Source organism: Arthrobacter sp. GAS37, assembly GCF_044908325.1.
Lineage (GTDB): Bacteria > Actinomycetota > Actinomycetes > Actinomycetales > Micrococcaceae > Arthrobacter > Arthrobacter ramosus.
This window is the reverse complement of sequence record NZ_JBIYDB010000004.1, coordinates 13,290-33,045: the sequence shown is the minus strand read 5'-3', so window position 1 is coordinate 33,045 and position 19,756 is coordinate 13,290. Positions and strand designations below refer to the sequence as shown.

18 protein-coding genes are annotated in these 19,756 nt (G+C 65.2%); 16 read left to right on the top strand and 2 right to left on the bottom strand.

The window, feature by feature from the left end:
• Window positions 1-589: 589 nt before the first annotated feature.
• Window positions 590-1,375 carry an endonuclease domain-containing protein gene (locus ABH924_RS05175; protein WP_404497443.1) on the top strand — a complete coding sequence of 262 codons (786 nt, stop codon included), beginning with the start codon at window positions 590-592 and terminating at the stop codon, window positions 1,373-1,375.
• 131 nt (window positions 1,376-1,506) lie between these two features.
• Here ABH924_RS05175 and ABH924_RS05170 read toward each other — a convergent pair whose 3' ends face one another.
• Both ABH924_RS05170 and ABH924_RS05165 read right to left on the bottom strand, forming a co-directional pair.
• Window positions 1,507-1,932 (bottom strand): hypothetical protein, encoded by a 426-nt coding sequence (locus tag ABH924_RS05170; protein ID WP_234748940.1) that lies wholly within the window; start codon window positions 1,930-1,932, stop codon window positions 1,507-1,509.
• Between the two features lie 13 nt (window positions 1,933-1,945).
• Complete coding sequence (locus tag ABH924_RS05165) at window positions 1,946-2,617, bottom strand: trimeric intracellular cation channel family protein (protein WP_234748941.1); 672 nt, start codon at window positions 2,615-2,617, stop codon at window positions 1,946-1,948.
• Window positions 2,618-2,680: 63 nt separating this feature from the next.
• On the opposite strand from ABH924_RS05165, the gene ABH924_RS05160 reads away from it, so the two are divergent.
• The 15 genes from ABH924_RS05160 to ABH924_RS05090 all read left to right on the top strand — a co-directional run bounded on the left by ABH924_RS05160 (window position 2,681) and on the right by ABH924_RS05090 (window position 19,718).
• Window positions 2,681-3,379: a sirohydrochlorin chelatase gene (locus ABH924_RS05160; protein ID WP_404497440.1), complete on the top strand. Its 699-nt coding sequence runs from the start codon at window positions 2,681-2,683 to the stop codon at window positions 3,377-3,379.
• Between the two features lie 133 nt (window positions 3,380-3,512).
• Window positions 3,513-5,258 (top strand): nitrite/sulfite reductase, encoded by a 1,746-nt coding sequence (locus tag ABH924_RS05155; protein ID WP_404497438.1) that lies wholly within the window; start codon window positions 3,513-3,515, stop codon window positions 5,256-5,258.
• The gene (locus tag ABH924_RS05150) at window positions 5,255-6,022 is read left to right on the top strand and encodes a phosphoadenylyl-sulfate reductase (RefSeq protein WP_404497436.1); all 768 of its coding nucleotides are present in this window, start codon (window positions 5,255-5,257) and stop codon (window positions 6,020-6,022) included. Before ABH924_RS05155 ends, ABH924_RS05150 begins: the two co-directional genes overlap by 4 nt.
• Window positions 6,019-7,089, top strand: coding sequence for a sulfate adenylyltransferase subunit CysD (gene cysD / locus ABH924_RS05145; RefSeq protein WP_404497434.1), 1,071 nt, complete (start codon window positions 6,019-6,021; stop codon window positions 7,087-7,089). The genes ABH924_RS05150 and cysD overlap by 4 nt, the downstream gene beginning before the upstream one ends.
• Window positions 7,089-8,501, top strand: a complete 1,413-nt coding sequence (locus tag ABH924_RS05140) for a sulfate adenylyltransferase subunit 1 (protein WP_404497432.1) — start codon at window positions 7,089-7,091, stop codon at window positions 8,499-8,501. The genes cysD and ABH924_RS05140 overlap by 1 nt, the downstream gene beginning before the upstream one ends.
• A gap of 279 nt (window positions 8,502-8,780) precedes the next feature.
• The gene (locus ABH924_RS05135) at window positions 8,781-9,935 is read left to right on the top strand and encodes an ABC transporter substrate-binding protein (protein WP_404497430.1); all 1,155 of its coding nucleotides are present in this window, start codon (window positions 8,781-8,783) and stop codon (window positions 9,933-9,935) included.
• A 102-nt stretch (window positions 9,936-10,037) separates the two neighbouring features.
• On the top strand, window positions 10,038-10,775 hold the full coding sequence (locus ABH924_RS05130; protein ID WP_404497428.1) for an ABC transporter ATP-binding protein: 738 nt from the start codon (window positions 10,038-10,040) through the stop codon (window positions 10,773-10,775).
• The gene (locus tag ABH924_RS05125; RefSeq protein WP_404497426.1) at window positions 10,765-11,715 is read left to right on the top strand and encodes an ABC transporter permease; all 951 of its coding nucleotides are present in this window, start codon (window positions 10,765-10,767) and stop codon (window positions 11,713-11,715) included. Before ABH924_RS05130 ends, ABH924_RS05125 begins: the two co-directional genes overlap by 11 nt.
• Before the next feature lie 166 nt (window positions 11,716-11,881).
• Window positions 11,882-12,403, top strand: a complete 522-nt coding sequence (locus ABH924_RS05120) for a MarR family winged helix-turn-helix transcriptional regulator (RefSeq protein WP_404497424.1) — start codon at window positions 11,882-11,884, stop codon at window positions 12,401-12,403.
• A complete protein-coding gene (locus ABH924_RS05115; RefSeq protein WP_404497422.1) occupies window positions 12,400-13,065 on the top strand; it encodes an NADPH-dependent F420 reductase in 666 nt (221 codons plus the stop codon). Before ABH924_RS05120 ends, ABH924_RS05115 begins: the two co-directional genes overlap by 4 nt.
• A gap of 123 nt (window positions 13,066-13,188) precedes the next feature.
• Window positions 13,189-14,199 (top strand): LLM class flavin-dependent oxidoreductase, encoded by a 1,011-nt coding sequence (locus ABH924_RS05110; protein WP_404497672.1) that lies wholly within the window; start codon window positions 13,189-13,191, stop codon window positions 14,197-14,199.
• A gap of 81 nt (window positions 14,200-14,280) precedes the next feature.
• On the top strand, window positions 14,281-15,321 hold the full coding sequence (locus ABH924_RS05105) for an LLM class flavin-dependent oxidoreductase (protein ID WP_404497420.1): 1,041 nt from the start codon (window positions 14,281-14,283) through the stop codon (window positions 15,319-15,321).
• 79 nt (window positions 15,322-15,400) lie between these two features.
• Complete coding sequence (gene cobA / locus ABH924_RS05100; protein WP_234748953.1) at window positions 15,401-16,657, top strand: uroporphyrinogen-III C-methyltransferase; 1,257 nt, start codon at window positions 15,401-15,403, stop codon at window positions 16,655-16,657.
• A 98-nt stretch (window positions 16,658-16,755) separates the two neighbouring features.
• The gene (locus tag ABH924_RS05095) at window positions 16,756-18,222 is read left to right on the top strand and encodes an FAD-dependent oxidoreductase (RefSeq protein WP_234748954.1); all 1,467 of its coding nucleotides are present in this window, start codon (window positions 16,756-16,758) and stop codon (window positions 18,220-18,222) included.
• Window positions 18,223-18,338: 116 nt separating this feature from the next.
• Complete coding sequence (locus ABH924_RS05090; protein WP_404497418.1) at window positions 18,339-19,718, top strand: rhodanese-like domain-containing protein; 1,380 nt, start codon at window positions 18,339-18,341, stop codon at window positions 19,716-19,718.
• Window positions 19,719-19,756 lie beyond the last annotated feature (38 nt).

The window sequence follows — 19,756 nt, the reverse complement described above, 5'->3', positions numbered from 1 at the left end:
TTGTTGTCGTTTTGACCCGTCATAACGACAACAACTGCTGGGCCCACGCCGCCAGGGTTCCCTGGCCGAGCTTGCGAGGCGAGGGTGGCGGTGGGGACTACTTGGGCGGGGCCGGGCTTAAATGCAATGGCCCCGGTTCCTTGCAACGCTACGAGTCACGCGCTGCAACGAACCGGGACCATAATCTCCGTTCGCATCAGATCCACCGGAGGCATTTAGTGAATCCGGTTACAGCTTATGACAACTTTGTCACGGGTGCAACTTTCACGGTCAAAGGGTTTTCCGGAGTTTGTCGGGAATTCGCGTTCCTTCCTGACCCTCTTTAAATTCAGAATGGCCCCGACACGCCTGCGAAGGGGTGTGTCCGGCAGGCCTTGGGCCCAAAGAAGGTCAGGAAGGGCCAGCAAAGTTGTCCACATAGGGGAACCCGGAGCTACTGTCGCCTGATCCATGCTGGTGGAGTGGCTACATGGATGTAGTGGAATTCCTCCGGAGGCGGGGCGGTGCGTCCCGGACTGCGCAACTGCTAAGAGCGGGCTTTCCAAAATCGGCGTTGGCAAAAGGGGTCCGCAACGGAACACTCAACGTAATGCGCCGTGGGATCTACACGATCGAGGGCGCTGATCCAGGCATCCTTGCTGCGTTCCAGGCGAATGGCGTCTTGACCTGTGTTTCGGCTGCTCGTTTCTACAATATGTGGCAGCTGCATGAGCCAGGAGGCGTCCAAGGGCGGGGGAGTTCGCAGAGACCTGAGGCCCTCCACCTCAGCTGCGGTAACGGCGTTGTCCGGGACGGTGTGGTGGACCACGCCCGATGTACCCACCCGGGGCATCCGTACCTTCCCGTGGCCGGCCTGGCTGACGTCCTTATCCACGCCCTGAGATGCCGACCCGAACTGGAATCCTTGGTGATCGCCCAATCTGCAGTCAGCCGCGGGTTGATCACCACCGGCTTCCTCAAGGCGAAACTTCCAGGAAGCCGCAACGGAGCAGCGAGGGCTGTGCTCGATCTCGTGCTGCCCCGGGCTGATTCATTGCTCGAAGTGCTCGCACACACGCACTTTGTCCGGGCAGGCCTCCGGGTTCGAATGCATGTGGGATTGGCCGGGGTGGGCGAGGTGGACTGCCTGATCAACGAGTGCCTTGTGGTGGAGCTGGACGGCCGGACTCATCTTGAGGGGCGTCAGGTCAAGAAGGATCGATACCGCGACAACGCCAGCGTGAGGGGTGGGCTCTTGGCGTTGCGTTACTACTACGAGGACGTGGTCTACCGTCCTGAAGAGATGGTCAACGAGATCCTGATGGTGTTGCGGCACCGGGAAGTCGGCCAATTCGCCCCCGCACGCTACGCGCCCGGGTGGGTGCCGCCGTCGTAATCCAGCAAACAGCGCGCCGTCCTGACCTTCTTTGCCACGAAAAAGGCCGCGACACACCCTGTTCAAGGCGTGTCACGGCCGTTCGAAATTCAAACAGGGTCAGGAAGGCGCGGCCTCCGCTGAAGAAATCCTCAGTCTTCTTCGTCGCTGAAAGCCCAGTCGAACATGTCGAACACGAACTCGGAGAAGGTGCCTTCTTCGGATTTCCACTGTCCGCGGGCGTTGTTGCGACGCCACACGATGGGATCCGGGACGCCGAGGTCGCCTACGCGGAAGCCCCAGGTGAACTGCTCTTCCTCGTCCTCCAGGAACATGAGGAAGCCTTCGTCGTCCACTTCGAGCTCTTCGGGGTCCCAGAAGTAGTGGTAGGCCTCCATGAGGTCCTCACAGCCACCGAGGGCGAGGTAGAACTCGCGCAGGACCATGGGAATGGTGAAGGTGTGGGCTGACAGGGCCTCGTCCAGCTCAGCGGCGGACAGCCCATCTTCTTCCTGCCATTCGTCCTCGAGATACTTCGGTACAAGCGCGCGGAATTTCTCGAGGAACATGTCAGTCATGCTCCCATCCTAGCTAATCGCGGCCACGTGAATCGGCGCCCGAGGAGACCCCGGCGCGGTGCCATCCCCGGACCGCCAAGGGCACCCGCCAACCGCGCCGCCAAGCCACCACCCGGAAGGCGAAAACCCAGGCTGCAATCACCCCGGCTGTCACACCGTTGAAGGCTCCGATGTTCCAGAGCAGGGCCGTCAGGGCGGCTCCCGTGAAGGCCGGCAAGGCGTAGAGGTCCCGGGCATTGAAGAGTGTGGGAATTTCGTTGGCCGTGATGTCGCGGAGCAAGCCGCCGCCCACGGCCGTGGTGACGCCCAGGAGGATTGCAGCCACCGGATTCATGCCGGCGGCCAGTGCCTTGAGCGTCCCGGTGATGCAGAACAAAGCCAGGCCGCCGGCGTCGAACAGGGTCAAGAGGGACGTGAAGCGCTGGATGCTCGAAAACAGGAAGTACACGAGAACCGCGGCCAACAGGGGCGGCAGCAGATAGACCGGGTTGGTGAACGCCGCGGGCGGGCCGGCGTTGATCACGATGTCGCGGATGACACCGCCGCCCAAGGAAACCAGCGAAGCCAAGAGAACCGAGCCGATGATGTCGAACTGCTTCTTCGCCGCGAGCAAGGATCCGGACACGGCGAAAAAGAAGACACCGGCGAGATCCAGCCATACCAGCGCGAGGTCAAAAGTGAACAAATGCAGCTCCATTCTTCGTTCACAGTCGGGCGATCATGCTCGCCCAACGTTACGCTTGCACGCATGAACAGCCCCGTCTTGATCGCGTGCGCCCACGGAACCCGGAACGTCGAAGGGCAAGCCGCTATCCGCCGGGTCATGGCCGAGATTGAGGCGCTCCGGCCCGGACTGACCGTCGTTGAGGCATACGTGGACGTCCAGGAGCCCGAGTTGAGCGGCGTGGTGGCCGGCCTCCCGGAAGGCACGCCCGCCGTCGTCGTTCCCTTGCTGCTCAGCACCGGCTACCACGTCAAGGTGGACATCCCCAAGGCGATCAAGTCCCGCCCGGAGGTGTCGGCGGCGCCGCCGCTGGGGCCGGATCCGCGGCTCGCGCAGCTGCTCGCCGCGCGGTTGCGCGATTCGGGCCTGGGCGACGACGACGGCGTCCTGCTCGCCGCCGCGGGCTCATCGCTGCCGGACGGTTCCGTCGATTCGGAAGAGCAAGCGCGCCAGCTCGCAGAGTTGCTGCCCAATCGGGTGCGCGTCGCCTATGGCGCCAGTGCCGAACCGAACGTGCCCGACGGCGTCGCGGCCTTGCGCGCCGAAGTCACCGAAGACGGCGGCCGGGTCGTTGTGTCCTCGTATCTGCTGGCCACGGGCTACTTCCACGACCAGCTGTCCAAGGCCGGGGCCGACGTCGTGACGGCACCGCTGCTGCCTTCTCCGGTGCTCGCGGAGATCGCCCTGGAACGCTACGACGCGGTGGTTGCCGCTAGCTCCTGAGCGGGATTTTAGAATGCACAGCGAGGCCAGGTGAACAAGGCCCGACGGCGGTTCGTGACGAAATGTTTCCCTAGGTGACTTTCCGTTTCCCGGACCTTTGTTACGCCTCTCTGGCCAGCCCTACAGTCGATGCATGACTGATACAGCTCTAGCCGGAGCGTCTGCGGACGAGGCTGCCCCCAAGCGCCCGGCCCGCACCGCCCGTCCTGCCGCTAAACCCCATGGCCAGTGGAAGGTTGACGGCACCGCGCCGCTCAACGCCAACGAAACCTGGAAGCAGGAAGACAGCGGGCTGAACGTCCGTGAGCGTATCGAGTCTGTCTACTCCAAGCACGGCTTCGACTCGATCGATGGCACGGACCTGCACGGCCGTTTCCGCTGGTGGGGCCTCTACACCCAGCGCAAGCCCGGGATCGACGGCGGCAAGACCGCCACGCTTGAGCCGCACGAGCTCGAGGACAAGTACTTCATGCTCCGTGTGAGGATCGATGGCGGTGCGCTCACCACCGAGCAACTGCGCGTCATCGGCCAGATCTCCGTGGACTTCGCCCGCGGCAGCGCCGACCTGACCGACCGCCAGAACATCCAGCTGCACTGGATCCGCGTGGAGGATGTGCCGGAAATCTGGCGCCGCCTCGAATCCGTCGGGCTGTCCACCACCGAGGCTTGCGGCGACGTCCCGCGTGTCATCCTGGGTTCCCCGGTTGCCGGCATCGCCAAGGACGAGATCATCGACCCCACGCCGCTGATCCACGAACTCGCGGAGCGCTTCATCGGCGACCCGGAGCTCGCCAACCTGCCGCGCAAATACAAGACCGCCATCACAGGCCACCCCTCGCAGGACGTTGTCCACGAAATCAACGACTTCGGCCTGGTCGGCATGGTCCACCCCGAACTCGGCGTCGGTTATGACCTCTGGGTGGGAGGCGCGCTTTCCACCAACCCGATGCTCGCCAAGCGGCTCGGCGCGTTCGTGAAGCCCGAGGAAGCCGCTGAAGTGTGGCTCGGCGTCACCAGCATCTTCCGCGACTACGGTTACCGCCGCATGCGCACCAAGGCACGCCTGAAGTTCCTCCTGGCCGACTGGGGTCCCGAGAAGTTCCGCCAGATCCTCGAGGACGAATACCTCGGCTTCAAGCTTGCCGACGGCCCCGCAGCGCCCAAGCCCTTGACACCGGGTGACCACGTCGGCATCCACGAGCAGAAGGACGGCAAGTTCTTCATCGGCGCCACACCCTTGGCTGGTCGCCTTTCTGGCAGCCAGCTCGTGAAGCTCGCGGACACCCTCGAAGCCCGTGGCTCCTTCCGCCTGCGCACTACTCCGCACCAGAAGATCGTTGTGCTCGACGTCGCCAAGGAGCAGGTGGAACCGCTCGTAGCCGAGCTGGACACCCTGGGCCTCTCCGCCCGCCCCTCCGTCTTCCGCCGCGGCACCATCGCCTGCACCGGCATCGAATTCTGCAAGCTCGCCATCGTGGAAACCAAGGTCACTGCTGCCACCGCCGTCGCTGAACTGGAACGCCGCCTGGCCGACCTTGCGGACAGCGGCCAATTGCCCCAGGCACTGTCCCTGCACATCAACGGCTGCCCCAACTCCTGCGCCCGCATCCAGACCGCGGACATCGGGCTCAAGGGCATGATGCTGCCAACGCCCGACGGCGACCCCACCCCGGGCTTCCAGGTTCACTTGGGCGGCGGGCTGGCTTCGTCCAGCCGCGAAGAAGCAGGCCTCGGACGCACCGTGCGCGGCCTCAAGGTTTACGTCGAGGACCTGCCCGATTACGTAGAGCGGGTAGTCCGGAAGTTCGTGGCCGACCGCGCCGAAGGCCAGACCTTCGCCGAATGGGCACACTCCGCAGATGAAGGAGATCTCCAGTGACCAATCCCCAGCCACTCCCCAAGCTCGGAGACTCGACAGGGAGACCTGGTGGCCGTGGGCCCTTCCAGCGATCCCACGACGAACTCAAGGCCCTCGCCGAATCCGGTGCCGCAGAGCTCGGCTGGAACGCGCCCGCCCGCGACGTCATCGCCTGGGTGGCCCGCAACTTCGAACTGCCCGCCGTCGCGGTGGCCTGCTCCATGGCCGACGCCGTGCTGCCGGCACTCGTCGCGGACCAGTTTCCCGGCGTCGACGTTCTCTTCCTCGAGACCGGCTACCACTTCCCGGAGACCCACGCCACACGGGATGAGGTCGCTGCCAACCTGCGCGTGAACATCGTGGACGTGCTCCCGGAAAACACGGTCGAGCGGCAGGACCGCCTTCTCGGCAAGGACCTGTTTGCCCGCGACGCAGCCCAGTGCTGCGCGCTCCGCAAGGTCCAGCCGCTGCGCCGGACCCTCGCCGGCTATGAAGTCTGGTTCACCGGTGTCCGCCGCGACGAGGCCCCCACCCGGACCAACACTCCGCTGATCACGTGGGACGAGACCAACGGCCTGGTCAAGGTCAACCCGATGGCCGACTGGAGCTTTGACCAGTTGGTCCAGTACTCCGAAGACAACATCCTTCCCGTCAACCCCCTCCTGAGCCAGGGCTACCCGTCCATCGGATGCCAGCCCTGCACCAGGAAAGTGGCCCCGGGAGCGGACCCCCGCTCCGGCCGCTGGGCAGGAACCGACAAGACAGAATGCGGACTACACGTATGAGTACCCAAATCACTAACGAGGACCTGGAGTTGTCTGTGCTGGAAACCGACGCTGCCGAGACGCCGACTGCCGCCCAGGGAGTGGCATCGGGCCTGTCGGAGCCGCGCGCTGGGCTGATCGAAGATCAGCCGCGCGGCGAAGGGGCGGGGGCGGCAGTCGGCGTCGCAACCCGTGGGCGCCTTTCCAGCCTCGACACCCTGGAGTCCGAGGCCATCCACATCATCCGCGAGGTTGTTGCCGAGTTCGAGAAGCCTGCGTTGCTGTTCTCGGGCGGCAAGGACTCCGTGGTCATGCTGCACCTGGCAACGAAGGCATTCTGGCCTGGCAAGGTTCCGTTCCCCGTGCTGCACGTGGACACGGGTCACAACTTCCCCGAGGTCATCGACTTCCGCGACCGCACGGTGGAACGCCTGGGCCTCAAGCTCGTGGTTGGCTCCGTGCAGGAGTTCATCGACCGTGGCGAACTTGCCGAGCGCGCTGACGGTACCCGCAACCCGCTGCAGACCGTGCCGCTGCTCGATGCGATCCAGCGGAACAAGTTCGACGCCGTCTTCGGCGGCGGCCGCCGCGACGAGGACAAGGCCCGTGCCAAGGAACGCATCCTGAGCCTGCGCGACGAATTCGGCCAGTGGGATCCCCGCAACCAGCGCCCCGAATTGTGGAACCTGTACAACGGCCGCCACACGGTGGGCCAGCACGTCCGCGCGTTCCCCATCAGCAACTGGACCGAGCTGGACGTCTGGCGCTACATCGAGCGCGAAGGCATTGAGCTGCCCGGACTGTACTACGCCCACGAGCGCGAGGTTTACGAACGCGATGGCATGTGGCGCGCAGTCGGCGAGGTTTCCATGCCGAAACCCCATGAGGAAGTCATGACGAAGCTCGTGCGCTACCGAACTGTGGGCGACATGTCCTGCACCGGCGCCGTTCTTTCCGACGCCCGCACGGTTGCCGACGTCGTCGTCGAAGTTGCCGCATCCACACTCACCGAACGTGGCGCCACCCGTGCAGATGACCGCATCTCCGAGGCAGCCATGGAAGACCGCAAGAAGGACGGCTACTTCTAATGAGCACTGAGACTTCACTCCTGGAGACCGGCCTGCGCGATTCTACTCTGTTCCGTTTCGCCACGGCTGGATCCGTCGACGACGGCAAGTCCACGCTGGTGGGACGCCTGCTGCACGATTCCAAGGCGATCCTCGCGGACCAGCTCGACGCCGTCGCCCGCACCTCGGCGGACCGTGGCTTCGGCGGAGCCGGTGCCACCGGCAGCCAGGCGATCGACCTCGCCCTCCTGACCGACGGCCTTCGTGCCGAGCGGGAACAGGGCATCACCATCGATGTCGCCTACCGCTACTTCGCCACGGACCGCCGCAGCTTCATCCTCGCGGACTGCCCCGGCCACGTGCAGTACACCAAGAACACGGTGACGGGCGCGTCCACTGCGGACGCCGTCGTCGTACTCATTGACGCCCGCAAGGGAGTCCTGGAGCAGACCCGCCGCCACCTGTCGGTGCTGCAGTTGCTCCGCGTGGCGCACGTGATCGTCGCTGTGAACAAGATCGACCTCGTCGACTTCAGCGAGTCTGTCTTCCGCGAGATCGAGACGGACGTGCAGAAGGTTGCCCGCGAGCTTGGCTTGGGCAGCGATGGCATTGCCGACGTCGCGGTCATCCCGGTGTCAGCGCTCGACGGCGACAACGTCGTGGACCGCTCGGACCGTACCCCTTGGTACAGTGGCCCGGCCCTGCTCGAGGTTCTGGAAACCCTTCCGGCCGCCGACGAACTCGAAAGCCACCTGGAGAGCTTCCGCTTCCCGGTGCAGTTGGTCATCCGGCCGCAGGGCGCGCTGGCTCCTGACGCGGTCGCCGCTGGGCTCGACGTCGGGGCGTACCGCGACTACCGTGCCTACGCCGGCCAGATCACGGAAGGAACCGTGAAGCTTGGAGACAAGGTCACCGTCCTGAGCCCGGGCCACGAGCCCCGGATCACCACCGTGACGGGGATCGACTTCGCCGGCAGCGAGCTGGCCGAGGCTACTGCTCCGCAGTCGGTGGCGATCCGCTTGGCCGATGAAATCGACATCGCCCGCGGTGACACCATTGCCGCGGCGGGAACGGTGCGCGAGAGCTCGGCCGATCTGTACGCAGCGCTGGCCTGGCTCTCGCCGAAACCGTTGCGTGAAGGTGCCAAGGTGCTCGTGAAGCACGGTACCCGCACTGTCCAGGCGCTCGTCCGCAATGTGACCGGCAAGCTGGATCTGGCCACGTTCAATGTGGAGGCTGCCTCCAGCCTTGAGTTGAACGACATCGGCAACGCCCAGCTTCGACTGGCCGCGCCGTTGCCGTTGGAGAACTACCTGCACCACCGCCGCACGGGTGCGTTCCTGGTGATCGACCCTACGGACGGGAACACCCTGGCCGCCGGCCTGGTGAAGGACCACCCGGGCGACCACGAGGACGAACGTTACGTCATCTGACATCCTTCGTAACTGGAACCGCAGCTTGTTTCCCAAACCCCGCCATCAAGGTCCGGGATGGGAAACAAGCTGCGGTTTTTTGCGTTGGAGCAGCCCGAATTGTGACGCCGCATGAACGTGCGTGACCCCGGGTTTCCGGGTTATTGAACGGCAAATATGACAGTCCCTATGGTGAATCCATGACCTCATCGGATTGGTCCTTGCCTGCCCTTTCGGGGCGATGTCGCAGGGCCTGATAAACGCCCAGCCCCTTCCGCAACGCATCCCAAGGATTCGCCCATGTCAAACACCCCAGAACCCACGCCGCCCGCCTCGAACCCGGGAACCACCCGCATCGTCGCCGGCGAGAGCAACAAGCCCAGGCGCCGACGCACGCTCGAGATCGGCATCGCCGTCGGGCTCGTCCTGCTGATCGGTGCCGGCGCCGCCGTCGCATCGGTTGTCGCGAAGAACAACGAAACCCAGGCCGCGGCGGCAACGACGCCCGCCGCCGAACTCCGGCTCGGCTACTTCGGCAACGTCACCCACGCCCCCGCACTGGTGGGCGTCAGCAAGGGCATCATCGCCGGCAAGCTGGGCAGCACCAAGCTCACCACCCAGATCTTCAACGCCGGACCGGCCGCCATCGAGGCCCTGAACGCCGGCGCGATCGACGCCGCCTACCTTGGCCCGAATCCGGCCATCAACTCCTTCGTCCAGAGCAAGGGCGCGTCCATCAGTATCATCGCCGGCGCAGCCTCCGGAGGCGCCCAGTTGGTGGTCAAGCCGGGCATCAACTCCGCCGCGGACCTCAAGGGCAAGACTCTCGCCTCACCGCAGCTCGGCGGGACCCAGGACGTGGCACTGCGCGCCTGGCTGGGCAAGCAGGGCCTGAAGGCCAACCCGAACGGCGGGGGCGACGTCGCCATCAACCCGAGCGACAACGCCCAGACCCTCAAGCTCTTCCAGGACGGAAAGCTCGACGGCGCGTGGCTGCCCGAGCCCTGGGCCTCGCGTCTGGTGCTCCAGGCCGGAGGCAAGGTGCTGGTGGACGAGAAGGACCTGTGGGATAAGGGCCAGTTCCCCACCACCATCCTGATCGTGAGCAAGAAGTTCGCCGCCGACCACCCGCAGACCGTGACCGCCCTCCTCCAGGGCCACGAAGCCTCGGTCAACTGGCTCAACACGGCGTCGGCCGCCGACAAGGCCACCGCCATCAACGCCGCGCTGAAGGCGACCGCCGGCAGCACTCTCCCTGCCGACGTGATCGACCGCTCCCTGAAGAACATCACCTTCACCGTGGACCCGCTCGCCGGAACCTACAAGAAGCTCCTCCAGGACGGCGTCGACGCCGGCATCACCAAACCGGCCGACATCAACGGCATCTTCGACCTCCGCGCCCTCAACGGCGTGACCGGGCAGAAGACCTCGGCCGCAGGACTGGGCCAAGACTGAACTGACTGGCAGTTGTTGTCGTTTTGAAGGCTCATAACGACAACAACTGCCAGCTAGTTGGGTGCACATTCAACAACGAAGCAACGAACGAAGGACGGGACCATGCCAGTCGTACTGGAACACCTGGGTAAACGCTTCGGCGACGGCGCCCCGGTGCTGGACGACGTCAACGCCACCATCCAGCAAGGCGAGTTCGTCGCCCTGCTCGGTGCGTCCGGCTGCGGCAAATCCACCCTGCTGAACATCCTCGCGGGGCTGGACCAGCCGACGTCGGGCGCCCTGGAGGTGCCCAGCGACGGTGCCGCCTTCATGTTCCAGGATTCGGCGCTGTTCCCGTGGCTCACTGCCCGCGGCAATATCGAACTCGCGCTGAAACTCGCCGACAAGTCCGGCAGCGTGAGCAAAGCGTCGCGTGCTGCCCGTGCGGGCGAGTTGCTGGACCTCGTCCATTTGGGTGGCGCGGGGGACAAGCGCCCGCACGAACTCTCGGGCGGCATGCGGCAACGCGTCGCCCTGGCCCGCGCTCTGGCCCAGGACCGGCAGCTGTTGCTCATGGACGAACCGTTTGCTGCCCTCGACGCCATCACCCGCGACCTTCTGCACGACGAGCTCGAGCGGATTTGGAAGGAAACCGGCCGCACCATCGTGTTCGTGACGCACAACGTGCGCGAAGCCGTGAGGCTCGGCCAGCGGGTCCTGCTGCTGTCCTCCCGTCCGGGTCGGGTTGTGGCCGAGTGGAACGTCACCGAGGAACACCGGACCGACGCCGGCCGTGCCGGGGAACTGACCGGAACCATTACCCGCCGCCTGCGCGAGGAGATCCGCCGCCATGCCAATTGAACAGGAAACCCGACTCGTCGAGGGCGAGGCTGTCGAGCAAGCTCCGCAGTCCCGCCACATCACCTCGCCGTCCCTGAAGGGAAACCCGGACGAACTCCGCGACCTCGAGGCCGGCCTGGACAAGTTGCAGTCGGATGCCCACCGCAAGGCGCGCATCGACTGGACCCGGATCATCCTCCCGATTGCGGCGCTCCTGGTCCTCATCCTGGCGTGGCAGTTTTACGTCTCCCTCGGTTTCAAGCGACGCGACCAGGTTCCCGGACCGCTTGATGTCCTGGGCCAGTTCGGTGCTCTTTGGGCCGAAGGCAAAGCCCAGGAAGCCGTCTGGACCTCCCTTCAGCGCGGCGTGATCGGCTTCCTCATCAGCGTTGCCGTGGCTACTCCGGTGGGCCTGCTCCTCGCACAGGTGCAGCCGCTGCGCCGTGCCTTCGGACCGCTCATTTCCGGGCTTCAGGTGCTTCCGTCCGTGGCGTGGGTTCCGGCGGCGATCATCTGGTTCGGACTCTCGGACGGCACTGTTTACTTTGTCGTCCTGATGGGTGCCATCCCCTCCATCATCAACGGGCTGATTTCCGGCGTCGACCAGATCCCGCCGCAATACCGGAGCGTCGGCAAGGTCCTCGGGGCCTCGCGACTACAGATGGCCTTGCAGATTGTTCTGCCAGCGGCCCTTCCCGGCTACCTTGGTGGCCTCAAGCAGGGCTGGGCTTTCTCCTGGCGTTCGCTCATGGCCGCCGAAATCATCGCTGTCGGCGGCACTATCGGCTTCGGACTCGGTTCGCTCCTGGACCAGGGCCGTACCTTGTCCGACATGGCCACGGTCATGTCCGCGATCCTGGCGATCCTGTTTGTGGGCATCCTGATCGAGCTCGTGGTGTTCGCCCCGATTGAGCGCCGCCTCCTGTTGCGCCGCGGCCTGCTGGCGGGGAGCACGCGCTAACGGCACCCGAACGCTCAACACAACCGAAACGCAGGGCCCGACGGCGACTTCCGCCGTCGGGCCCTTGCGTTCCCCGCCATCACTATCTCCTAGGTGATTGACGCATCAATATTGACACGTCAACTACTCGCGATATGATTGACGTGTCAATGAGATGGGGTGCAAGATGGTGACACAGGGCGATCTGACTGCCGGTGCGGTAGTGCGGCGGCGTATGACGGCGGGAGAGCTCGCGATTTGGCGGTTGTTGCTCGATACGACCGGGGAGCTTCGGAAAATTCTGGGTACCGAGTTGCAGGAGTCGAATCTTTCACCGGCGGACTATCAGGTCCTCCTGGCCCTCAGCGAGGCGGACGGCAGCCGGATGCGCTCATCAGAGCTCGCGTCCGCCATTGACTGGGAACGAAGCCGGCTGTCGCATCACCTGGGACGGATGGAGCGACGCGGCCTGATCCGCCGTGACGAGTGTGCCACCGACAGCCGTGGTGCTGAAGTCTCGCTCACCGACGACGGGGCGGAAGCCTTCCGGCGTGCAAGCGCGCCCCATATGAAGGCCATCAAGAAGCACTTCGTCGACGCCTTGACTCCCGGGCAGTTCGAGTCACTCGCCGATATCCTTCAGTCGCTGCAGGCCCATCTCCACCCTGAATCGACTGTCGCCCGTGGCGGGGAGGGGGGTCGTTCATGATCAGCGGAATGTTGTCGCCCCTGGGGACGCCGCGGATTGCAGTGCTTGGAGCGGGGCACGTCGGCCCTGTGATCGCCCGGGTCGCGATCGACGCCGGCTATCACGTGTCGATCGCGGCCTCTGGTGACCCCGGCAAGATCGCCCTTATTACCCGTGTGCTGGTACCAGGGGCTGAGCCACGGTGGGCAGCCGACGCTGTCAGTGACGCCGACATTGTGGTGCTGGCCATCCCGCTGCACAAGTTTGAGGCCTTCGACCATGCCCTGGTGGCCGACAAGCTCGTCGTTGACACGATGAATTACTGGCCCCCCATCGACGGCGTGCGTGAGATGTTCGAAGACAGCGGGTCCGGCAGTAGCGAGATCGTTCAGGATCGGCTTCACCTATCGACGATCGTTAAGACACTCAACCACATCGGCTACCACGAATTGGAAGACGAACGCCGACCCCTCGGGTCCCGGGAACGCCGCGCGCTCGGCGTCGCTGGCGACGACCCAGGCGCCGTGGCCGTCGTGGCTGAAGTGATCGAGCGTATCGGCTACGACGCGGTCAGGCTGGACAGCCTGCGCGCCGGCCGTCTTCTCCAACCCGGCGGGCCTGTCTTTGGTGTACCGCTCGGCCGAACCGCGTTCGAGCTGGCCACCCGCGTCGGAGCCGCATAAGAGCCGCCGCGAGCCGTTTGTCCAACCAACACCAGGAAAGAGAGATCCGACGTGACAACAGCACCTTCACCCCCCGTACGCGCTACTGCGGGCGAAGCAGCGCAATTCCCGCTTGTCTTCGGTATGGACACGTTCGGCGACCGCACCAGCGATGATGAAGGCCGCCTACAGTCACACGCCCAAACGATTCGCGACGTCGTCGAACAGGGCGTGCTTGCCGACCAAGTCGGTATCGACTTCATCGGGATCGGTGAACACCACACCGATGACTTCCCCTTGTCGGCGGCCGACGTGGTGCTCGCCGCGATCGCAGCGCGCACCGCTCGCATCCACGTCGGGTCGGCAGTCACCGTGCTGAGCTCCGACGATCCCGTCCGGGTGTTTCAGCGCTACTCCACGCTCAACGCCATCTCCGGCGGCCGTGCCGAAGTCATCCTCGGACGCGGCTCCAGCATCGACTCGTTCCCGCTGTTCGGATACGACCTTGCCGACTACGAGGGTCTTTTCGAGGAAAAGACCAACCTCTTCGCCGAGCTGCTCAAAGGTGGCCCGGTCACCTGGAACGGCAAGACCCGTGCACCGCTCAGCGACCAAGATGTCGTGCCGCACACCGAATCCGAACCTTTCCCGGTATGGATCGGCGTCGGCGGTAGCCCGCAGTCGGTCATCCGCGCCGCTGGCTACGGTTTCTCGCTGATGCTCGCGATCATCGGCGGATCCCCCGCGCGGTTTGCACCTTTCGCTCAGCTGTTCCATCAGGCCTTGGAACAATTCGGACAGGACCCCCGCCCGGTCGGAGTGCACTCGCCCGGGCACGTCGCCGCCACCGACGAGCAGGCGCGCGAAGAGTTCTGGCCACACTACTTGGAGACCATCCGTCGCTACAGCAAGATCCGAGGATTCGCTATCCCGACCAGGGAATCGTTCGCATACGAGGTCGGGCCGCACGGAGCGCTCTACGTCGGGTCCCCGGAAACCGTCGCGCAGAAGATCGCGACAAACATGACCACCCTCGGCGCGAATCGTTTCGACCTGAAGTACGGCATGCCCGGTCTCGCGCAACACGCAATGCTGAGCAATATCGAGCTCTACGGCACCAAAGTCATCCCACTCGTCCGCCACCTCCTGGCTTGATCAGCTAGTGTCTGGCTGCGCTGATGGCTGGACGATGAAGGCCCAAGGAATGCCCGGGCCCACCCCGTGGTTGATGCGGGCATGAAACGAATCGGTTTTCTTTCCTTCGGCCATTGGGGACCCGTCCAAGGCTCGCGCACGCCTTCGGCCGGAGACGCCTTGCTCCAAGGGATCGACCTCGCAGTCGCGGCCGAGGAACTCGGCATCAACGGAGCCTTCTTCCGCGTGCACCACTTTGCGCGCCAGCAAGCCTCGCCGTTCCCCTTGTTGGCGGCCATCGCGGCCCGGACCAGCCGGATCGAGATGGGCACGGGCGTGATCGACATGCGCTACGAAAACCCGCTGTACATGGCTGAAGAAGCCGCGGCCACGGACCTCATCAGCCAAGGCAGGCTCCAGTTGGGGATCAGCCGTGGTTCACCCGAGCCGGCCCTCCGCGGCGCACGGTACTTCGGCTACGCGCCTGCCGAGGGTGAGGACGACGCAGCGATGGCCCGCCGCCACACCGCCGTATTCCGGCATGCCATCGCGGGCCATGGAGTGGCCGAAGCCGATCCCTCTTTCATGGGCGGCGGCCGTGGCCTCCTGCCGATCCAGCCGACGTCGCCCGGTCTGCCGCGGCGCATCTGGTGGGGCGCCGGCACCCGCAAGACCGCCGTCTGGGCCGCGGAACAAGGCATGAACCTCATGAGCTCCACCCTGCTCACCGAGGACACCGGAGTTCCCTTCGACCAGCTCCAGGCCGAACAGATCAACATGTTCCGGGAGGCGTGGGCAGCCGCGGGACACGGTTTTGAGCCGCGCGTTTCGGTCAGCCGCAGCATCATTCCCGTGGTGGACGCCGAGGACGAACGCTATTTCGGGCTTCGCGGGCAGGTGGAGAACCGGGACCAAGTGGGCATGCTCGACGGTGCCCTGTCACGGTTCGGCAAGAGCTACGTCGGCCCACCCGATGCCCTGGCCGAGGAACTCGGGCAGGACGCCGCGGTCCAGGCTGCGGACACGGTGCTGGTTACCGTGCCCAACCAACTCGGGGTGGAATACAACGTCAAGCTGCTCGGCAACATCGCCAAATACGTGGCGCCGGCGATCGGCTGGGAGGCGCCCGCAGCGCAAAGGTAATGTGACGCAGGGTTACCTAGCGTGAACTGGTGTTTCCGGACCTTTGAAGCATGTTACGGCCCGGCCCTACAGTTTTTTCATGGCAATACAGGACATCTACCCCACAGCCCTGCGGCTGCTCGGCCGCCCGGTGCTGGTGGTGGGCGGCGGACCCGTGGCTGCGCGACGCGCCAAGGGACTGCTCGACGCGGGCGCCCGGGTGACCGTGGTCGCGCCGCTTGCCTCTGACGCGCTCCGCGAACTCGCCGCCTCCGGCCTGCTCACCTGGGAGCCGCGCACTTACCTTTCTTCCGACGTCGACGGCGTCTGGTTCGTCCAGACGGCCACCGGCGTTGCCGCTGTGGACGCACAAGTAGCGGCCGACGCCGAGGCGCAGCGCATCTGGTGCGTCAACGCCTCGGACCACGAATCCTCGGCAGCCTGGACACCAGCTGTCGCCGTAGTGGACGACGTCAAGATCGCCATCAACGCCGGGGGAGACCCCCGCCGCGCCATGGCCTTGCGCGACGCAGTTGCCACTGCACTTGAGACGGGAGACCTGCCGCTCCGCCGTCGTCGTGCTTCGACCGGAAGCGTCGCCCTCGTGGGTGGCGGTCCTGGAGACTCCGGGCTCATCACGGTCCGCGGCCGTCGCCTGCTGGGCCAGGCCGACGTCGTCGTCGCGGACCGCCTCGGGCCCCGCGACCTGCTGCAGGAACTTGCTCCGGACGTCCGCGTGATCGAGGTCGGCAAGACCCCCGGTCACCACCCCGTGCCGCAACTGGAGATCAACCGGATCCTCGTCGAGGAAGCCCTGGCCGGCCACCGTGTGGTCCGACTCAAAGGCGGCGACCCCTACGTCCTGGGCCGCGGTGGCGAGGAAGCGGAATTCTGCCGGCAGAACGGCGTCGAGGTTGAAGTGGTTCCCGGTGTCACTTCGGCGATCTCCGTGCCCGCGGCAGCAGGGATTCCCGTGACGCACCGCGGACTTGCGAAGGGCTTCAGCGTGGTGACCGGCCACGAGGAACTCTCCGAAGTACCGGCCCGTCCCGACCACACCGTGATCCTGCTCATGGGTGTCGCCAAACTCCGCGAATCCGCCGCTGCACTCGCGGCATCCGGAATGCCCTTGGATACGCCAGTAGGTATCGTAGAGAACGGCTACATGCCCGAACAGCGCGTCACGATCGGCACCTTGGCAACCATTGCGGACCAAGCCGAGGCCGCCGGCGTCGCCAATCCTGCAGTGATTGTGATCGGTGACGTGGTGCGTGTCAGCCCGTTTGCCCCCGAACATTTCAAGACCGCTGACTACAGCACCCTGAGCCCCAACAAGCCCCGCGTCGTTACCCCTTAGCCCCTCACCCAACTAGCTCGCATTAGGTGTCGTTATGAGCCCTCAAAACGACAACAATTGCGAGCCAGTTGGGAAGCACACTGAAAAGGAACACAGCCGTGTCATCTAGCACCACCGTTGGAACCGCCGCACGTCCGCTGCGCGTCGCCGTCGTCGGCTCCGGCCCGGCCGGCGTCTACGCAGCTGACATCCTGACCAAGAGCGAGGCCGTCAAGAGCGGCGAGCTGACGGTCAGCATCGACCTCTTCGACCGCTACCCGGCCCCCTACGGCCTGATCCGCTACGGCGTTGCCCCGGACCACCCCCGCATCAAGGGCATCGTGAACGCCCTGCACAAGGTCCTGGACCGCGGCGACATCCGCTTCTTCGGCAACGTCGACTACGGCACGGACATCTCCATCGAGGACCTGCGCACGCATTACGACGCCGTCATCTTCGCCACCGGCGCCATCAAGGACGCGGACCTGAACATCCCGGGCATCGAGCTTGAAGGCTCCTTCGGCGGCGCCGACTTCGTCTCCTGGTACGACGGCCACCCGGACGTTTCCCGCGAATGGCCGCTCGACGCCACCTCCGTGGCTGTGCTCGGCAACGGCAACGTGGCACTCGACGTGGCCCGTGTCCTCTCCAAGCACGCCGACGACCTCCTGGTCACCGAAATTCCGGACAACGTCTACGCCGGACTCAAGGCTTCCCCGGTGACCGACGTTCACGTCTTCGGCCGCCGCGGTCCGGCGCAGGTGAAGTTCACCCCGCTGGAGCTCCGCGAGCTGTCCCACTCGAAGGACGTGGACATCATCCTCTACGCCGAGGACTTCGAGTTCGACGACGAGTCGGACCGCCAGATCCAGACGAACAACCAGACCAAGACCATGGTGGGAACCCTTACCAACTGGATCGCCGAGCAGCCCGAGGACCTCTCCGAGCTCAAGGCCTCCCGTCGCCTGCACCTGCACTTCCTGCACAGCCCGTTGGAGATCGTGGATTCCGAAGAGGCCCCGGGCAAGGTTGCCTCGATCAAGTTCGAGCGCACGGAGCTGGACGGCACGGGCAACGCGCGCGGTACCGGCGAGGTGGTCGACTACCCGGTCCAGGCCGTATACCGCGCGATCGGCTACTTCGGTTCCGCCCTGCCGGACGTCGAGTTCGACCACCAGCGCGGGGTCGTGACGAACGACGGCGGCCGCGTGCTGGACGCTTCCGGCGAGCACGTTCCCGGCTTGTATGCCACGGGCTGGATCAAGCGTGGTCCCATCGGCCTCATCGGCCACACCAAGGGCGACGCACTTGAGACGGTCACGTACCTCCTGGAAGACCGTGAAAACCTGCCGCTCGCCGCAGTTCCCGAGGCGGACGCCGTCGTCGAACTCCTGGACGCCCGCGGCGTGAAGTTCACCAGCTGGGAAGGCTGGCTGGCCTTGGATGCCCACGAGCTCGCTTTGGGTGCCGCCGCTTCCGAAGCCGGTACATCGCACGGCGTCGAGGTCAAGCGCGAACGCATCAAGGTTGTGCCGCGTGAGGACATGGTGGACATTTCCCGCGACGGCGTGGCCGCACAGGTCTAGGTCTACTGCTTCAAGGCCCCAAGCAACGCGGGGTCACTTAGCGCCCATCCGGAGCATCGGAATGGGCGCTAAGTGACCCCGCGTTGCTTTTAAGTGGGCGGGGTTAGACTCGCGTCATGGAAGTTGTCGTCGTCGAAACGACCCAATTGGGGGATCGCAGCTACCTCGTCCATGACGGCACGGTGGCGCTTGTGATCGACCCCCAGCGTGATACCGACCGCGTCGAAACGGCAGCGCGAAACGCCGGTGTGACCATCACGCATGTCGCTGAGACCCACCTCCACAACGACTACCTCACGGGTGGCCTCATCCTTGCCCGGGACCACGACGCCCGCTACTTGGTCAATGCCGTGGACAACGTGGCGTTTGAGCGTGAGCCGGTTGTTCCGGGGAACACGTTCAAGGTGGGCAGCCTGACGGTCAAAGCCATCGCGACCCCGGGCCATACGCACACGCACCTGGCTTATGTGGTTTCGGACCCCGACGCCGGCACTGGCGTCCGGCAAGCAGTGTTCTCCGGTGGCAGCCTGCTCTACGGCTCGGTGGGCCGGACGGATTTGATTAGTCCAGAGGACACCGCCGGACTGGCCCATGACCAGTACGCCTCGGTTCGGCGGCTGGTTGCTGAGGCAGCACCGGACGCGATCCTGTATCCGACCCACGGCTTCGGTTCTTTCTGCTCCATCGGTCCTGCGAGCAGGATCCCCTCTTCGACGATCGGGGAGCAGACCGCTACCAACCATGCGCTCACAGACCCCGACGAAGACCACTTTGTCAGGCACCTGTTAGCGAATATCACGGCCTACCCGAGCTACTACGCACACATGAGCCCGCTCAACGCCGTGGGACCGGGGACCGCGATGCTCGACGTGCCGGAATCGGTGGAATCCGCGGAACTGGAGCGCAGACTCGAGAACGGGGAATGGGTGGTGGACTTGCGTAATCGGGTCGCATTCGCTGCGAGTCACCTGCGCGGCAGCGTGGCCTTTGAATACGGGACGGGATCGAGCTTCACGAGCTACCTCGGTTGGGTCCTGCCATGGAAACAGCCGCTGACGTTGCTGGGTGCCCACGACGACGTCGAAAAGGCCATCCGCGATCTCGCAAGGATCGGATTCGAATCCCCGGACGCCGCCGTCGGCGCGGATCCCGGGGCTCTGGCACCAGGTGCGTCGTTGGTGAAGTATCCGATCACCGGGTGGGCGGGACTGGTGCGGGACCGGGCCGCGGGTGAAACAGTGCTGGACGTGCGCCGTACCGAGGAATTTGCCGCCTCCCATGTGTCCGGGGCAGCGAATGTTCCACTGCACGAGCTTTTGCTCCGGCTGGACGAATTGCCGGAGGCGAGGATCTGGGTGCATTGCACCTCCGGCTACCGGGCCAGCGTCGCCGCAAGCCTCCTTCACCGAGCCGGCCGCGACGTTGTGCTCATCGACGCACTCTTCCGCGAGGCAGCTGATGCAGGTGTCGAGCTGACGAACGCCGCTCCCGCCTAGGTGAGCGGGCGCCGGTCAAAAGGCCGACATATGTGAGC

What these genes read in the sequence shown, in the direction of transcription:
- ABH924_RS05175 (WP_404497443.1), top strand. Translation starts at nt 590, where the DNA reads ATGCGCCGTGGGATCTACACGATCGAGGGCGCTGATCCAGGCATCCTT.
- ABH924_RS05170 (WP_234748940.1), bottom strand. Translation starts at nt 1,932, where the DNA reads ATGACTGACATGTTCCTCGAGAAATTCCGCGCGCTTGTACCGAAGTAT.
- ABH924_RS05160 (WP_404497440.1), top strand. Translation starts at nt 2,681, where the DNA reads ATGAACAGCCCCGTCTTGATCGCGTGCGCCCACGGAACCCGGAACGTC.
- ABH924_RS05155 (WP_404497438.1), top strand. Translation starts at nt 3,513, where the DNA reads ATGACTGATACAGCTCTAGCCGGAGCGTCTGCGGACGAGGCTGCCCCC.
- cysD (WP_404497434.1), top strand. Translation starts at nt 6,019, where the DNA reads ATGAGTACCCAAATCACTAACGAGGACCTGGAGTTGTCTGTGCTGGAA.
- ABH924_RS05140 (WP_404497432.1), top strand. Translation starts at nt 7,089, where the DNA reads ATGAGCACTGAGACTTCACTCCTGGAGACCGGCCTGCGCGATTCTACT.
- ABH924_RS05135 (WP_404497430.1), top strand. Translation starts at nt 8,781, where the DNA reads ATGTCAAACACCCCAGAACCCACGCCGCCCGCCTCGAACCCGGGAACC.
- ABH924_RS05130 (WP_404497428.1), top strand. Translation starts at nt 10,038, where the DNA reads ATGCCAGTCGTACTGGAACACCTGGGTAAACGCTTCGGCGACGGCGCC.
- ABH924_RS05125 (WP_404497426.1), top strand. Translation starts at nt 10,765, where the DNA reads ATGCCAATTGAACAGGAAACCCGACTCGTCGAGGGCGAGGCTGTCGAG.
- ABH924_RS05120 (WP_404497424.1), top strand. Translation starts at nt 11,882, where the DNA reads ATGGTGACACAGGGCGATCTGACTGCCGGTGCGGTAGTGCGGCGGCGT.
- ABH924_RS05115 (WP_404497422.1), top strand. Translation starts at nt 12,400, where the DNA reads ATGATCAGCGGAATGTTGTCGCCCCTGGGGACGCCGCGGATTGCAGTG.
- ABH924_RS05110 (WP_404497672.1), top strand. Translation starts at nt 13,189, where the DNA reads ATGGACACGTTCGGCGACCGCACCAGCGATGATGAAGGCCGCCTACAG.
- ABH924_RS05105 (WP_404497420.1), top strand. Translation starts at nt 14,281, where the DNA reads ATGAAACGAATCGGTTTTCTTTCCTTCGGCCATTGGGGACCCGTCCAA.
- cobA (WP_234748953.1), top strand. Translation starts at nt 15,401, where the DNA reads ATGGCAATACAGGACATCTACCCCACAGCCCTGCGGCTGCTCGGCCGC.
- ABH924_RS05090 (WP_404497418.1), top strand. Translation starts at nt 18,339, where the DNA reads ATGGAAGTTGTCGTCGTCGAAACGACCCAATTGGGGGATCGCAGCTAC.